The organism is Micromonospora phaseoli (assembly GCF_900109115.1).
Classification (GTDB): Bacteria; Actinomycetota; Actinomycetes; order Mycobacteriales; family Micromonosporaceae; genus Micromonospora; species Micromonospora phaseoli.
Genome location: NZ_FNYV01000003.1, coordinates 75,239 through 90,717, shown reverse-complemented (window position 1 = coordinate 90,717; position 15,479 = coordinate 75,239). Strand labels below are relative to the sequence as shown.

The window sequence follows — 15,479 nt, the reverse complement described above, 5'->3', positions numbered from 1 at the left end:
CCTCGGACTTCTCGCCGGACCAGCCGCCCTCGGACTCCTCGTCGGCCCAGTCGCGCTTCTCGCCCTCGTGGCCCTTCCAGTCGTCCTTCGGCGCCTTGTCGTCCTTGTGGTCGGCGGCTCCCTCGGCGTCCTGGGCGTGCTCCTCGCCCTTCCAGTCGTGGCCACCGTCGGCGGCGCCGCCCCCGGCACCGTAGGCCGGCTGTGGCCGCTCGCCGCCCTTCCAGTCCTCGCCTGAGTCGCCGTTCTCCCAGTCCTTACTGCCGTTACGGTCCGCCCAGTCCTTGCCGGACTCGTCGGAGCCGCCTTCCTCGCCCCAGCTGCCGCGGTCCTTGCCCTTGTCGGCCGGCTTGAGCTTGACCTTGCCGGTGACCTTGGACCACACGAACGGGTGCTCCTGCGGTTCCGGGCAGACCTGCACCAGCTTGACCTCTTCGCCGGCCTTGACGGCGTGCGGCTTGGCGAAGACCTTGCCCTCGTCGGTGTCCGGGTGGCCGTCGGCGAACGCGACTCCCGGCGCGAACACCAGCAGGGAGGCGCCGCCGAGGGCAGCACCCGCAACGACCTTCCCCAGCATCTTGTTAGCCATGACCTGTGTCACTCCATCCCTGGTTGTCCTGCGGCCGGCAACAACCGAGCCAGAACCGACGTTAGACCGTTTCATGACCTATGCAGGGAAAAATTCGTGTTCTGGCATTAGTTCGATTTGCGGGGTTCGGTGGGCCAGTTGGCCGAGCCGTGCCCGCATGTCCGGGCCTGGGGCCGGCGGGCAGGTGCGCGGCGTTGTGCCGGCGAATCCGGTACTGGTCCCCGAGATGACGGTTTTGCCCGGTAAGGTTTCGAAAACATCGAACCATTGCCATGGAAGCGCTCCCATGCAAGAATCGCTGCACGCGGTGCTGGGGCCTCACCGCACAAGGCAGGGTGTCGAGGGCAGCCGGTTCTACCGGACGACCACCTGGCCGCTGACCGTGATTCGGTCGACGCACCACCACCAACGCCCGTCCGGGTCGGGCGCTCCCGAAGAATCCCGTTGGTACCGGCGGTCGTCCATACCGGACGCCCCTCGGGCCACGTGCCGGGCCGTACGCGGATCCGGTCTCGCCCAAGGAGATCAGTGGCATGAATGTGTGGAGAAGGCTGTCCGGCCGACGCCGGACTGTCGCGCTAGCCGGCGCGAGCGCGCTGGTCGCGGGCAGTTTGGTGACGCTTCCGGTCACCGCGGCACACGCGGCGACGCAGTGCGACGTCGCGTACACGACCAACGACTGGCAGGGCGGCTTCACCGCCAACATCACCATCAGGAACATCGGCGACGCGCTCAGCGGCTGGTCGCTCGGCTTCACCTTCCCCGACGCCAACCAGCGCCTCGTGCAGGGCTGGTCCGCCCGATGGAGCCAGTCGGGCCGCAACGTGACCGCGCAGAGCGAGTCGTGGAACGGGAACCTGGCCACCGGTGCCAGCACGAGCATCGGCTTCAACGGCTCGTGGAGCGGCAGCAACCCCAAGCCCACCTCGTTCACCGTCAACGGGGTGACCTGCAACGGCGGCACCACGCCGACCACGCCGCCGCCGACGACCCCGCCGCCGACGACCCCGCCCCCCACCACGCCCCCGCCGACCACCCCGCCGCCGACCACCCCGCCGCCGACGACCCCGCCGCCCACCACGCCGCCGCCCGGCACCAAGGTGGACAACCCGTACCTGAACGCCCGGGGCTACGTGAACCCGGAGTGGAAGGCCAAGGCCGAGTCGGTAAGCGGTGGCAACCGGGTGTCGAGCATCTCGACCGCGGTCTGGATCGACCGGATCGCGGCGATCGAGGGTACCGACAACAGCCAGTCCAACGGTCCGATGGGGATCCGGGACCACCTGGACGAGGCGCTGCGGCAGAACGCGCAGTACATCCAGTTCGTCATCTACAACCTGCCCGGCCGCGACTGCGCGGCGCTCGCCTCCAACGGTGAGCTGAAGGCCGACGAGCTGCCGAAGTACAAGGCCCAGTACATCGACCCGATCGCGGCGATCCAGGGTGACGCGAAGTACCGCAACATCAGGATCATCAACGTCATCGAGGTCGACTCGCTGCCGAACCTGGTGACCAACACCTCCGGCAACCCGGGTGGCACCGTCATGTGCGACACGGTCAAGGCCAACGGTGCGTACGTGCAGGGTGTCGGTTACGCCCTGGCCAAGCTGGGCGCGTTCTCGAACGTCTACAACTACGTGGACGCCGGGCACCACGGCTGGCTCGGTTGGGACAGCAACTTCACCCCGACCGCCCAGGTCCTGAAGGAGGCCGCCACGGCCTCCGGCAGCACCGTGAACCACGTGCACGGCTTCATCACCAACACCGCGAACTACTCCGCGTTGATCGAGCCGTACGCGAAGGTCACCGACTCGGTGAACGGGCAGACGGTGCGGCAGTCCGACTGGATCGACTGGAACCAGTACAACGACGAGCAGAGCTTCGCTCAGGCGTTCCGTCAGGAGCTCGTCCGGCAGGGCTTCCCCAGCGGCATCGGCATGCTGATCGACACCTCCCGTAACGGCTGGGGCGGCACTGCCCGGCCGACCGGCGCGGGCCCGACGACCAGCATCAACGCCTACGTGGACGGTGGCCGGGTCGACCGTCGTATCCACAAGGGCAACTGGTGCAACCAGGCCGGTGCGGGCATGGGTGAGCGGCCGAAGGCCGCGCCGGCGTCGGGCATCGACGCGTACGTCTGGGTCAAGCCCCCGGGTGAGTCGGACGGCTCCAGCCGCGAGATCCCGAACAACGACGGCAAGGGCTTCGACCGGATGTGCGACCCGACGTACACCGGTAACGACCGCAACGGCAACAGCATGAGCGGTGCCCTGGCCGACGCCCCGATCTCGGGCGCCTGGTTCTCGGCTCAGTTCGCCGAGCTGATGCGCAACGCCTACCCGCCGCTTTCCTGACGGTCAGGCATACCTGCCGCCGACAGTAGGTGAGGCGCTGTAGCGGCAGGTCACCCCGGGCCCCTGGTCCGACCGCACCGGTCGGACCAGGGGCCCCTCGTGCCGCCGCGCGCCGTCTGGCTCAGCACTGCCGGCCGACGTGTCGCGCGAGTGGTTCGGGCGGCTCAGGGCACGGTCTTCTCGATGGCCGCGCGACCGATCTCGTTCAGGTCGCGTCGGGCCCGCTCGACGTTCTCGGCAGTGAGGTCCTGGCCCCGCGCCATCACCAGGTCCTCCGGCTCCCAGGGTTGCTCGGCGCCGGTCCGGATGTTGTCCCCGCCGGCGCCCGTGCCGGTTCCGGTCGCCCCGGTGCCCGCGGCGTACGGGTCGGCGATGATGTCCTCGGTCGACCCGTCACGGTCGACCTGTCCGCCCGGTTCGGCGAAGGTCGGGGTGTCCGGGTCGGGCCCGCCCCCGGTCATCAACTGGGGGACAGTGGTGTCGTCGTCCACCGCTGCGGCCGCCTCGGGGAGCTCCTCCAGCGGCCGTTGCCGGTCACGATCAGTCATCCTGCTGCCCTCCTGTCCGCCGCGATCTCCGGCCCTGCTGCGCGTACCCGCCTGGCCGGTCGCCATGCGTGTCGAGCAGACACCGAAGGCGGGTGTCCCGGCATCGGGACACCCGCCTTCCGGCTGACTCGACCGAGAAGGTCGACCGGCGTTCACTCGATGGTCAACGGCCGAGCACCCGGTCGAGGAAGTCCCGGTACTCGCGCACGGCCACCCGGAGCTGCTCGGTGTCGGCCGAAGCCGCCTCCTGCCAGCCGCCGAGCTTGTTCTTGTGCTCCGCCAGCGCGGCGGAGAGGGCCTCCATGGCCTCGTCGACCAGGGACTGCGCCTCACCCACGGCCGCCTTGGGGTCGTCCACGAAACGCAGCTGAACATCGCGCCAGCGGTCCCGGAAGCCCTGCGCGGTCGGTTCGTCGAACAGAGTGGCCGCCCCGGCCGGCACGACCGCCCCGGCGGTGGCGGTGCCACCGTTCGGTGACTGGGCGTCCGGGTCGACCATCGTCGGGGTGGTGCTGCCGTAGCCGGTCGCCACCGTGTCGTCGGTGTCGGTCGCCGCCTTCGACGACTCGACGTCGGTGCCGTCGACGTCGTCTGCCAGGTCGTCATCGGCCAGGTCGTCGTCGGTGCGGTCGTCGTCGGTGCGGTCGAACTCGGCGGTCGGGTCCGCGCGCAGTCCCTCGCGCTCACCGTCGACCGCGCCGTCTCCGGGCCGGGCGGTGCTCTCGTCGCGGGGGTCGACTTCGTCCTCGGGGCGCGGGCTGGCCAGCGCCGACGCGGCTACCGCGCCACCGACGGTGGTCGCACCGAAGGCGGTCGGCACGGGGGCCGGCTGGTGGAAGTCCGGCTCGTCGGAGTCCTCGCCCGGACGGCCGTCCCACGGACGGGCCCGGTCCGTGCCGGCCTCCGACCGGTCGCGGTCCGTCTGCTCGTCGACGGTGTCGACCTCATCGGTCACCTCACGGTCGTCCACGGTGGACGGCACCGCCACCGGGTTGGAGCGTACGGCCTCCGGGTGGTCGTTGTTGAGCTGCTGTTCTTCCTGCCTCATGGCGGCCTCCTCAGCGGGTCGTGGCGTCGTGGGCGGCGTCGGGGTGGTGCTGATCCGGCGTCCGGGCCGCGACCGGCTCCTCGCCGAGCAGGTCGGCGAAGAGGGCGCGGTAGTGGACGAGCGCCTGGCGAAGGTCCTCGGTGCTGGCCTCGCCCCGGGAGTTGCGCAGGTGGATCTCGTGGGCGTCCCGGTAGTGACCGAGAGTGCGGGCATGCTCGACGGAGAGGTGGGCGATCTGGTCGTTGAACTCACCGGTGGGGTAGCCGCGCTCGGCGATGAGTTGGGTGACCAGCTCGTCGGCCTGACCGACGGTTTCGGCGGGGGAGTCGACGAAACGAACCTGGAGCTCCTCCCATGCCTGCGCGTACCGGGTGCGGGAGTCGGGGTCGAGCGGGATCAGTTCGAGTTCGGCGTGCCGGCGTTCCCGGTCCCGCAACTCCCGCTCGGCCGCGCTGCGGCTGTCCTGCTCGGCGACGACATGGTCGTACTCTGGACCGAAGCGCTGCCGGAGCGACCGGCGGCGGCCGGCGACGACGACGGCAGCGGCGATGGCGGCGATCACCAGGACGACGAGGACGGTGACGACTATCTGCGTGGGCGACATGGCTCCTCCTTCGCCTGCAGGTATTCCCTCCCTACCGTGATCGCCAATCCAGTTCCGGAGCACTTTCCTGACCGGGTCGGGCAGGGCGCAGCTGCGGCCGGCCGCGGAACCCGGACAGACTGTTCGTCGTCGTGACGTTCGTCAACGTACCGGTCGTCTCGACGGACGGTAGTGCGTCTGGCGCGGATTACGTATCCTGCCCAAGGCGCCCGAGCCGGCGTCCCGGCGGGGCAGCCGGGGCGCGCCCCGGTGACGGCGCTGCCCGGCCGTGCCGGAGCCCCTCCAGCCACCCTCCCGGGCGAGGTCCGATTGAACACCCGCGACTGGCCGATCCGCTCGAAGCTGACCGCGTTGGTCGTCGTGCCGGTGACCGCGCTGCTGGCACTGTGGATATTCGCGACCACCCTCACCTTCGGGCCGGCGCTCGATCTGCTCGCTGCTCGAACGCTCCTCTACGACCTGGGCAGGCCGGGCGAGACGGTGGTGGCCGAGCTGCAGCGGGAGCGGCGGCTCTCCGTGGTGCACCTCGCCGCACCCGGCACGGGGTGCGGCCAGTCGTCCGGCGACTGCGTGCTGCCGGCCCTGGTGGAGCAGCGGAGCCGTACGGACGCGGCCATCGCCGAGCTGCGTCACAAGGTCGCGGGCGAGAAGCTGCGGGACGCGGCCGGGGAGTTGCTCCAAGCCCGCCTGAACCGGATGCTCGGCGAGTTGGACGCGCTGCCGGTGGGGCGCGGGTTCATCGATCGGCGGGACCTCGACCGCGCCGGCGCGATCGGCCTCTACAGCGGAATGATCTCCTCCGCGTTCCACACCTTCGCCGCCCTGGCGAACCTCCCGGATCAGGATCTCAACCGCGAGGCGTTGGCGCTGACCAACCTCGGCCGTTCGCGGGAACTGCTCGGGCAGACCGACGCCCTGTTGGCCGGCGCGCTGACCGCCGGTGGATTCGCCGAGGGCGAGCGCACGCTGCTCGTGCAGGGCATCGGCAACCACCGGTTCCTGGCCGACGCGGCAGTGGCCGACCTGCCCGAGGCGGACCGGGCCGCGTACCAGCGACTGACCGAGCAGGCGGCGTTCGGCCAGCTGCGGACGATGCAGGACGAACTCGTCGCCGCCGATCCTTCGGCTCGGCTGGCGATCGACCCACGCGCCTGGCAGAACAGCTACGACACGGTGCAGCGGTCGCTGCGGGACTTCGAGCTGACCCAGGCGGACGGACTGGCCGACCGATCGGTGCCGATGGCGGTACGCACCCTGGCCCGACTGGCGGCTGCCGGACTGCTCGGCCTGATCGCCGTGGTGGTCTCGCTGGTGGTGGCGCTGCGGGTCGGCCGGTCTCTCGCGCAGCGGCTGATCCTGGTGCGCGGCACGTTGAAGGAGGCCGAGCAGCGGCTGCCCGACGTGGTGACCCGGTTGCGCCGGGGCGAGCAGGTGGACGTGGCCCGGGAGGTGTCGGTGGCCGACCGGGGCGCCGACGAGATCGGCCAGGTCGCCCAGGCCTTCACGGAGGTGCAGAAGGTCGCGATCCGCTCAGCCATGGTCGAGGTGAGCCTGCGACGCGGGCTCAACGACGTCTTCCTGAACATCGCGCGGCGCAGCCAGGGCCTGGTGCACCGACAGTTGGCCCTGCTCGACCGGATGGAACGCCACGCGGAGGACCCGGACCACCTGGCGGAGCTGTTCCGCGTCGACCACCTCGCCACCCGGCTCCGCCGCCACGCGGAGGACCTGGTCATCCTCGCCGGGGCCGCGCCGGGTCGCGGCTGGCGTAGCCCCGTGTCCATGGTGGATCTGATCCGGGGGGCGATCTCCGAGGTCGAGTCGTACGACCGGGTCGACATCACCACCATGCAGTCGGCGGGCACGGTGGGCCGGGTGGTGGGTGACATCATCCACCTGCTCGCCGAGTTGATCGAGAACGCCACCGCGTTCTCTCCGCCCGGGGCGCGCGTCGAGATCTCGGGCGAGCACGTGGCCGACGGCTACGCCCTGTCCATCACCGACCAGGGCCTTGGCATGAACGCGGCGGCGATCGAGGAGGCCAACCGCAAGCTGGCCCGGTCGCCGGAGTTCGACCCCGCCGAGACCGCCCGGCTCGGACTGTTCGTGGTGGCGCGGCTGGCTGCCCGGCACCAGGTCCGGGTCCGGTTGCGCCCGTCGGACGGCACCGGTCTCACCGCGGTGGTGCTGATCCCCACCGAGCTGATCACCGAGGAACCGTCGCCGCTGCCCGGTCCGGACGTGCCGGCGGCCGACGGCCGGGCCGCCACCCCCGAGCAGCGACGGCTGGCTCGGGCGACGCGGTTGACCACGACCGCCCGCCCGCGTACCCGTTCGGTGCCGCGCCGGTCCCCGGAGTCGTCCGCCGGCTCGCGGCAGACGCCGTCGTCCGACGCGGGCGCGGGTGCTCCGACCGGTGGCTCCACGGTCGGGCCGGCCGAGGCCGACGGGCTGCCGCGCCGGATCCGCCGGCGCAACCCGGCCGGTTCGCCCGCGCCTGGCTCGCCCGCGCCCGGTTCGCCCGCTGAGGGCTCGGCTGGTGCGAAGCCCGCCACTGCCGGGGCCGCTGCCGCCGAGCCATCCGCCGAGGGCTCGCCGGGCGCGGAAGCCACTGCCGCCGGGTCGTCCGACGCCACCGGGTCGGTCAAGCCGGCTCCGGCGCAGCGCGCGGTGGGCGGCGACGGGGCGTCGGCGGACGCGCCCACGATCCAGCTACCCGTGGTGCCCGCCTCGCAGCAGGGAGTCGAGGCGATCGACGGGCCGACCGTACGGCAGCCGGTGGTGGCGCCGCGGACGTCGGCACGGTCGCAGCGCGACCCATCGCCGCGCAGCCCGGAGGAGGCGCGCCGGTTCATGTCGGCGCTGCAGGCCGGCACCGCTCGGGGGCGGCTGGCCGCCGCCCGTGGCCAGGCCGCCGACCAAGCCGGGACACCACCTGTGGACTCGACCGGTCCGGACGGACCCGGTGACCAGGCCGCCCCGCCGACCGTCTCCGGGCCGGCAATTGTGGAATCACCTACCGTGACTGAGAGGGACGCCTGATGCGATCGACGAGGCAGAGCGCCGATCTCGACTGGTTGCTCGACGATCTGCTGGAGCGGGTGCCAACCGCCCAGCAGGCGGTGGTGCTCTCGGCGGACGGACTCCTGCTGGGCGCCTCCGCCGGGATGGACCGGGCCGACGCCGAGCACCTCTGCGCCCTGGCTTCCGGCCTGTCCAGTCTGGCGCGTGGCGCGAGCCGGCAGCTCACCGGCGGACCGGTCCGGCAGACCGTGGTGGAGATGGAGTCGGCGTACCTCTTCGTGACGGCGGCGGGCCAGGGCGCGTGCCTCGCGGTGGCCAGCGACGCCGACGCCGACATCGGCCTGGTGGCGTACGAGATGGCCATGTTGGTGACCCGGGTGGGTGAGAACCTCGGGGTGCCGGCCCGGACATCAGTGGGTGCCGACGATGCAGGCTGACTTACCGGGAAACCAGCACGAGTGGCTCGATGACGACGCCGGTCCGGTGGTCCGGCCGTACACGCTCACCGGTGGCCGGGTCCGGACCACCGCCGACGGATTCGACCTGGTCGCGTACGTGCTGGCGAAGCCCGATCCGGACCTGGCCGCCTTCCCGGAGTTGCACCCGGAGCACCGGTTGCTGGTGGAGTTGGCCGGCAGCGGGACGCCGGTCGTGGAGCTCGCCGCCGACCTGGATCTGGCCGTCGGGGTGGTCCGGGTGCTACTTGATGATCTGCTGTGCCGCGGACTGGTCGCCGTGCACCAGCCGCCCCGCGCCACGTACCTGCCCGACAACGACATCCTCAAGGCGGTGGTCGATGGACTCCGTGCGTTATGACCGCGAGCGGCGGGGCCACCGCGTCCCGATCGCGTTGAAGATCCTCATCGCCGGTGGCTTCGGTGCCGGCAAGACGACGTTGGTGAGCGCGTTGAGCGAGGTTCGGCCGTTGCAGACCGAGGAGATCCTGACCGGGGCGGGCGTCGACACCGACGACATCTCCGGGGTGGAGACCAAGTCGACGACCACGGTGGCGATGGACTTCGGGCGGATCACCATCAACGAGGACTTGCAGCTGTACCTCTTCGGCACGCCGGGACAGGACCGCTTCTGGTTCCTGTGGGACGAGTTGGCCTTCGGCGCACTCGGCGCGGTGGTGCTCGCCGACACCCGCCGGCTGGCCGACTGCTTCCCCTCGATCGACTACTTCGAGCAGCGGGGCATCCCGTTCGTGGTCGGGGTCAACTGCTTCGACGACTCCCGACGCTTCAGCCTCCAGGCCGTACGCCGGGCCCTGGACCTCAATCCCGACGTGCCGATGGTGCTCTGCGACGCCCGGGACCGGCAGTCCGGGAAGACCGTGCTGATCTCCCTCGTCGAGCACGTCGCCCGGCAGCGGGGCGAGCCGGTGCCGGCGGCCTGAGCCGGCGCGGGACGGTGCGCTGTCGATCGTACGGACGGCGCGTTGCCGATCGGAGGTCTAACCAGCCGACGTCGGGGGAAGGCTTCTGGTGGGATCCACGACGGAATCAGCGAAGGGCGGTACCCGGTGGCAGGTCCAGGCGAGATCGTTCACATCGGCGGGTACACCGCCGCGGGCGGGGGGCGGGCCACTGGGATCGTCGCCGCCCGGCGCGACCCGAAGACGGGCGAGCTGACGTCGCTGGGCACGGTCGCGGACACCGCGTCGCCGTCCTTCCTCGCCCGGCATCCGAGGCTGCCCGTGCTGTACGCGGTCAACGAACTGCCCGACGGCCAGATCAGCGCGTGGCGGGTGGGTGCCGACGGTGACCTGTCGGCCCTCGGCTCGCGGCCGACCGGCGCGGCGGAGCCGTGTCACCTGGCGGTCGCGCCCGACGGTGGATACCTCTTCGCGGCCAACTACGGCGGTGGCAGCGTGGCGGTGTTCCCGCTCGACGTCGACGGCGTACCCGGCGAGCGCACCGACCTGGTCGAGCACCAGGGGCGCGGCGCCGACCCCGAGCGCCAGGAGCAGGCGCACGCCCACATGGTCTCGCCGGGGACCGGCGGGGGGCCGCTGCTGGTGGTCGATCTGGGTACCGACTCGATCTACCGGTACGACCTGGACGCCGCCTCCGGGCGGCTCGTGCCCCGGGCGCCCCGGGTGCGGACGGCGCCGGGGGTGGGGCCCCGGCACCTGGCCCGGCACCCCGACGGTCGGCGCTGCTACGTCGCCGGCGAGCTGGACGGTTCGGTCCTGGTGTACGCGTTCACCGACGACGGTGCGCTACGCCAGCAGGGGCGCGTCGACGCCAGCGATCGGGCCGGCCACGTCCAGCCGTCCGAGATAGCCGTCGGGCCGGACGGTCGTTATCTCTACGTCGCGAACCGGGGTGTGGGCACGGTGACGGTGTTCGCGGTCGGCGCGGACCTGCCGGAACTGGTCGAGGAGGTGGAGACCGGCGGCGAATGGCCCCGCCACTTCGCGCTGACCGGGGAACACCTCTACGTGGCCGACGAACGGGCGGACATGGTGCGTACCTTCCGGGTGGATCCGGTGACCGGTGTGCCGGTGCCGGTGGGGGAGCCGCTGACCATTGCGAGCCCTACTTGCGTTCTGCCCTGATCGTGGGCCTGGGACATAGATGCATCCACATTGTGACGCTGACTCATCACTCAAAGTTACTAAATCCGGGTGAACTGTTTCTCCTCTGTAACTTTCGTCCGAACGGCCATGGCAGTAGGCCGGGCGGGTACGCAAGATGGTCTGCGTGTCATCAGGCCGCCATCGCATGCGTTCAAGTTTCCACGGTGCCGCCGCCGCAGCTGCGGTCGGCGTGCTCGTCGTCACCGCCGGTGGGTGGGTGGGTTACCGCCAACTCGCCGGGCAGGACTGCTCCGGCAAGATCGAGCTGTCTGTCGCGGTGGCGAACGAGCTCGCCCCGGCGGTCGACGCGGCTGCCTCCGAATGGGAGGCCAATGGTGCCGCGGTCGACGGGACCTGCATCGACGTGACCGTCGCTGCCACCGACCCGGTCGAGGTGGCTGCGGTGGTGGCCGCCAAGCACGGCGCCACGCTGGCCGGGGTGGGGCAGGCCAGCGGCACCGCGGTGAGTCCGGACGTCTGGATCCCGGACTCCTCGATGTGGTTGCTGCGGCTCAAGACCGGTGGCGCGGCAGCCTTCGAGCCCGGTAACGGCGCATCCATCGCGAGCAGCCCGGTGGTGGTCGCCATGCCCGAGCCGGTCGCCACGCGGTTGGGTTGGCCGGACGAGGAGCTCGGCTGGACCCAGCTGCTGGCCAGGGTCAACAGCGACCGGCCGCTGAAGACGGGCATCGTCGAGCCGACCCGTGACGCCGCCGGCCTGTCCGGCCTGTTGTCGCTGATGACCGCCGCGTCGTCTTCCGGCGGCGAGACCGCCGAGCAGGACCGGATCGGTGCGCTGCGGGCGCTGGCCTCAGGAGCCTCGGCGCTGCGTCAGGATCTGCTCGCCAAGTTCCCGACCGCTGCGGACGCCACCACCCTGGCCAGCGCGCTCAACGCGGCGGCGCTCTCCGAAGAAGACGTCATCCAGTACAACGCCAAGAAGCCGCCGGTGCCGCTGGCCGCGCTCTACCTGAAGCCGGCGCCGTTGCCGCTGGACTATCCGTACGCGGTGCTGCCCGGGGTCGAGCCGGCCAAGGCATCGGCCGCGCGGGTGCTGTTCGAGGTGCTCACCACCGCGTCGTTCAAGGACAAGCTGGCCGCGCAGTCGCTGCGCGGGCCGGACGGCAACTGGGGCGCCGGGTTCAACGCGCCGCAGGGCGCGCCGAGCCCGGCCGGCGGCGACGCCTCCGCCGCGCCACCGCCGCAGGGCGGCGTCGCCGCGGGCGGACTGGCGCCGGACGCGGTGGAGCGGGCCGTCTCCAGTTGGTCCATCGCCACCCTCTCCGGCCGGATGCTCTGCATCATCGACGTCTCCGGCTCGATGAAGAACGCCGTGCCGACCGCCAACGGGGCTACCCGTCAGCAGGTCACCACGGAGGCGGCCCGGCGCGGTCTGAACCTCTTCGACGACTCCTGGTCGATCGGCCTGTGGGTCTTCTCGACCAAGCTGGTTGGCTCGCGGGACTACCGCGAGGTGGTTCCCGTCGCGCCGCTCTCCCGCCAGCGCAGTGAGCTGGAGCGGGGCCTGGACACGGTCGTCTCGTCGAGCGGTGACACCGGCCTGTACGACACGCTGCTGGCGGCGTACCAGGACGTCCAGCGCAACTGGGAGCCGGGCAAGGTCAACTCGATCGTGCTCTTCACCGACGGTAAGAACGAGGACGACGACGGCATCTCGCAGCGGCAGTTGATCGCCGAGCTGGACCGGATCAAGGACCCGGATCAGCCGGTCCAGGTGATCATCATCGGTATCGGTACGGAGGTCAGCAAGTCGGAGCTGGACACCATCGCGGAGAGCGCCGGTGGTGGCGCCTTCATCGCCGCCGACCCGACGAAGATTGGCGACATTTTCCTCCGGGCGATCGCGCTGCGCAAGGCGCCTGCCTGACCGGAGACTCAGGAAAGGGGTCTGTGTCACCGGAGAAACCGGTACCACAGGCCCCTTTCCGGTCGCGGTGTCCCGGAAACTGACGGCAATACGTCCCAAGCGATCGGCCGCTGTGGTTATCAGGGCAGGATGTCGTCGTGCACCGGCAGCGCCGGCCTCAGTCCGGGCCGAATCTGTGCCGTCGGCTAGCGAAGTGGGAGGGCTGGTGACCTCGGCGACGCTGTTGACCCCAGCCAGAACGTCATCGCGACCGGACGGCCTCGCCTCGTCGAGGCAGTCGATGCGTACCGACCAGCGGGCCTACGTCCGGGCCCTGATCGTGCTGGACACCGCCGTGCTGGCCGTCGCGGTGCTGGTCGGGTACGCCGCCCGGTTCGGTGAGTCGGCGCCCCGCGAGACGGTGCCGTACGTCCTGGTCGCCCCCGGGCTCGTCCTGGCCTGGCTGGTCTCGCTGAAGGTCCTGCGCTGCTACGACGACCGGGTGATCGGCTACGGCGCCGACGAGTACCGGCGGGTGAGCATGGCCAGCCTGCGGCTGGCCGGCGCCACCGCCATCGCCGGCTATGTGGCCGACGTCGGTGTCTCCCGGGGCTTCCTGGCGATCTCCTTCGCGGTCGGCACGATAGGGCTCGAGGCGGCCCGGTTCGCCGCCCGCAAGCGCCTGCACCGGGCCCGGTCGCGGGGGGCGGGGTGGTCGCGGCGGGTCCTGGTCGTCGGCGACACCGCCCACGTGCTGGAGCTGGTGCACACCCTGCGCCGCGAGCCGTACGCCGGCTACCAGGTGGTGGGCGCCTGCATCCCGGACGCCCTGCTGGCCCCGGTCGCTCAGCGGCTCGGCGACGTGCCGGTGGTCGGCTCCTTCCGGGGCATCCCGGAAGCCGCCGCCTCGATCGGCGCGGACACGGTCGCCGTCACCGCCTCCGGCGAACTCACCGCCACCCGGCTGCGCCGGCTCGGTTGGCAGCTGGAGGGCACCGGCATCGACCTGGTGCTGGCCCCGGCGCTGACCGACGTCGCGGGCCCTCGCATCCACACCCGCCCGGTCGCCGGCCTGCCGCTGATCCACGTGGAGGCGCCCGAGTTCCGCGGCGCGCGCAAACTCGTCAAGGGGCTCGTCGACCGGTCGGTGTCGCTGATGGCGCTGGCCCTGCTGCTGCCGCTGCTGGCGTTCATCGCGCTCGCCGTCAAGCTGGACAGCCGCGGTCCCGTGCTGTTCCGGCAGATCCGGGTCGGGCAGGGCGGCCAGGAGTTCGGGGTCTACAAGTTCCGCACCATGGTGGTCAACGCGGACCGACTGCTGGCCGAGTTGGCGACCGCCAACGAGACCGACGGCCTGATGTTCAAGATGCGCGACGACCCGCGAATCACCCGCGTTGGCCGGCTGCTGCGCAAGTGGTCCCTGGACGAACTGCCCCAGCTGGTCAACGTCCTGCTGGGGCAGATGAGCCTGGTCGGTCCCCGGCCGCCGCTGCCCTCCGAGGTCGCCCGTTACGACGGCGACGTCGCCCGCCGACTGCTGGTCAAGCCCGGGATGACCGGGCTCTGGCAGGTCAGTGGGCGGTCGGACCTGAGCTGGGAGGACGGCATCCGGCTCGATCTCTACTACGTGGAGAACTGGTCGCTGGCGGCCGACCTGACGATCCTCTGGAAGACCTTCGGCGCGGTGCTCAACAGTCGGGGCGCGTACTGACCCCGTCGCCTCCTGTCTGCGGACCGAGCCAGTCCAGGCAGACCACCACGGCATCGTCGGTGAGGTCGCTCGCGACGAAGGCCCGCAGGTCGCCGAGGAGGGAGCGGACCGCGCCCAACGGCGTCATCGGCGTCGTCCGGCGCAGCATCCGGTCCAGTGCCGTCTCGCCGTACCGCACGTTGCCGCCGGTGGCGTCGAGCACCCCGTCGCTGATCATGAAGAGTCGGTCTCCGCGCTGGAGCTGAACGTACTGCTCGCGGTAGTTCGTCCCCTCGAACATGCCGAGTGGGAACTGCTCCTCCAGCGGCTGCACGCTGACCTCACCGTCGCGCAGCAGTACGAGCCGGGGCGAGCCGGCGTCGACGGCGCTGAGCAGCCCGGTACGCAGGTTGAGTTCGAGCAGCAGGGTGGAGAGGTACTGCTCGCCCCGATGCAGGTCGTAGATCGCCTGATCGGTGAGCGCCGCCTGGTCGGCCAGTGGGATGCCGGCCCGGCGGGCGTTGCGTAGCGCGCCGGTGGCGAGGGTGGTGAGCATCGACGCGACGACCCCCTCGCCCATCCCGTTGATCGTCGCGAGCCAGACCCGCTCACCGTCGTCGGACCAGTCGAAGCTGTCGCCACGCACCGCGTACGCCGGTTCGAGTTGGCCGGCGAGGCTGAAGGAGGGCCGCAGACGGCTGCGCCCCGGCAGTAGCTCCCACTGGATCTCGGCCGCGAGGGTGAGCCGCCGGCTGCGCCGGGCCGTGCGGTAGACATCGGTACTGGCATCGATGGTGGCCAGCTCGTGGGCCAGGGCGGTGGCGATCTCGGCCAGCCCGGCAAGCTGCCGCTCGTCGCTGACCGGTGCCACCCGGAGCACGCCGCGCTGCTCCCCGCGCATGCTCACCGGCAGGTAGCCGGTGCCCTCGGCGTACACCGGGCTCTGGTGGTCGAAGCAGCGCCAGGCGGGGTGGCCCGGCGTGGTCACCTCTTCGCCGTCGGTGAGCGGGATCAGCGCCGACAGCCGGTAGTCGACCTGGAGCAGCTCGGTGTCGGTGATGCCGTACTCCTGTTCGAGCAGCGCCGCGAGAGACGGGACGAGGAGATTCCCGGGGGCCGTGGTGACGATGGCGCGGGCCCGGTTGACCGGCTCCTTCATGGTGTCTCCTTGATC

12 protein-coding genes and 1 pseudogene are annotated in these 15,479 nt (G+C 71.3%); 8 read left to right on the top strand and 5 right to left on the bottom strand.

The window, feature by feature from the left end; all coding sequences use genetic code 11:
- A pseudogene (locus BMY89_RS30285) lies at nt 1–586 on the bottom strand (hypothetical protein); the annotation flags it as partial.
- Nucleotides 587–1,119: 533 nt separating this feature from the next.
- Between BMY89_RS30285 and BMY89_RS08715 the strand changes: the two are divergent.
- On the top strand, nt 1,120–2,940 hold the full coding sequence (locus BMY89_RS08715; RefSeq protein ID WP_092377791.1) for a glycoside hydrolase family 6 protein: 1,821 nt from the start codon (nt 1,120–1,122) through the stop codon (nt 2,938–2,940).
- A 164-nt stretch (nt 2,941–3,104) separates the two neighbouring features.
- On the opposite strand, the gene BMY89_RS08710 is transcribed toward BMY89_RS08715, so the two are convergent.
- The 3 genes from BMY89_RS08710 to BMY89_RS08700 form a co-directional block, all read right to left on the bottom strand.
- A complete protein-coding gene (locus tag BMY89_RS08710) occupies nt 3,105–3,488 on the bottom strand; it encodes a hypothetical protein (protein ID WP_092377788.1) in 384 nt (127 codons plus the stop codon).
- 163 nt (nt 3,489–3,651) lie between these two features.
- Nucleotides 3,652–4,536: a hypothetical protein gene (locus BMY89_RS08705; RefSeq protein WP_092377785.1), complete on the bottom strand. Its 885-nt coding sequence runs from the start codon at nt 4,534–4,536 to the stop codon at nt 3,652–3,654.
- Nucleotides 4,537–4,546: 10 nt separating this feature from the next.
- A complete protein-coding gene (locus BMY89_RS08700; RefSeq protein WP_092377784.1) occupies nt 4,547–5,140 on the bottom strand; it encodes a hypothetical protein in 594 nt (197 codons plus the stop codon).
- A 309-nt stretch (nt 5,141–5,449) separates the two neighbouring features.
- Between BMY89_RS08700 and BMY89_RS08695 the strand changes: the two genes are divergently transcribed.
- The 7 genes from BMY89_RS08695 to BMY89_RS08665 all read left to right on the top strand — a co-directional run bounded on the left by BMY89_RS08695 (nt 5,450) and on the right by BMY89_RS08665 (nt 14,326).
- Nucleotides 5,450–8,182 carry a sensor histidine kinase gene (locus BMY89_RS08695; RefSeq protein WP_092377782.1) on the top strand — a complete coding sequence of 911 codons (2,733 nt, stop codon included), beginning with the start codon at nt 5,450–5,452 and terminating at the stop codon, nt 8,180–8,182.
- Complete coding sequence (locus BMY89_RS08690) at nt 8,182–8,601, top strand: roadblock/LC7 domain-containing protein (RefSeq protein WP_175510328.1); 420 nt, start codon at nt 8,182–8,184, stop codon at nt 8,599–8,601. The genes BMY89_RS08695 and BMY89_RS08690 overlap by 1 nt, the downstream gene beginning before the upstream one ends.
- Entirely contained in the window at nt 8,591–8,980 is a 390-nt protein-coding gene (locus tag BMY89_RS08685; RefSeq protein ID WP_092377779.1) for a DUF742 domain-containing protein, read from the top strand. Before BMY89_RS08690 ends, BMY89_RS08685 begins: the two co-directional genes overlap by 11 nt.
- Nucleotides 8,961–9,563, top strand: coding sequence for a GTP-binding protein (locus tag BMY89_RS08680; RefSeq protein WP_092377777.1), 603 nt, complete (start codon nt 8,961–8,963; stop codon nt 9,561–9,563). Before BMY89_RS08685 ends, BMY89_RS08680 begins: the two co-directional genes overlap by 20 nt.
- 126 nt (nt 9,564–9,689) lie before the next feature.
- Nucleotides 9,690–10,727, top strand: coding sequence for a lactonase family protein (locus tag BMY89_RS08675; protein WP_092377774.1), 1,038 nt, complete (start codon nt 9,690–9,692; stop codon nt 10,725–10,727).
- A 145-nt stretch (nt 10,728–10,872) separates the two neighbouring features.
- A complete protein-coding gene (locus BMY89_RS08670) occupies nt 10,873–12,636 on the top strand; it encodes a VWA domain-containing protein (protein WP_092379148.1) in 1,764 nt (587 codons plus the stop codon).
- Nucleotides 12,637–12,841: 205 nt separating this feature from the next.
- Entirely contained in the window at nt 12,842–14,326 is a 1,485-nt protein-coding gene (locus BMY89_RS08665; protein ID WP_092379145.1) for a sugar transferase, read from the top strand.
- On the opposite strand, the gene BMY89_RS08660 is transcribed toward BMY89_RS08665, so the two are convergent.
- Complete coding sequence (locus tag BMY89_RS08660) at nt 14,304–15,464, bottom strand: PP2C family protein-serine/threonine phosphatase (RefSeq protein ID WP_092377771.1); 1,161 nt, start codon at nt 15,462–15,464, stop codon at nt 14,304–14,306. The two genes, BMY89_RS08665 and BMY89_RS08660, sit on opposite strands and share 23 nt — an antisense overlap.
- Nucleotides 15,465–15,479: the final 15 nt, after the last annotated feature.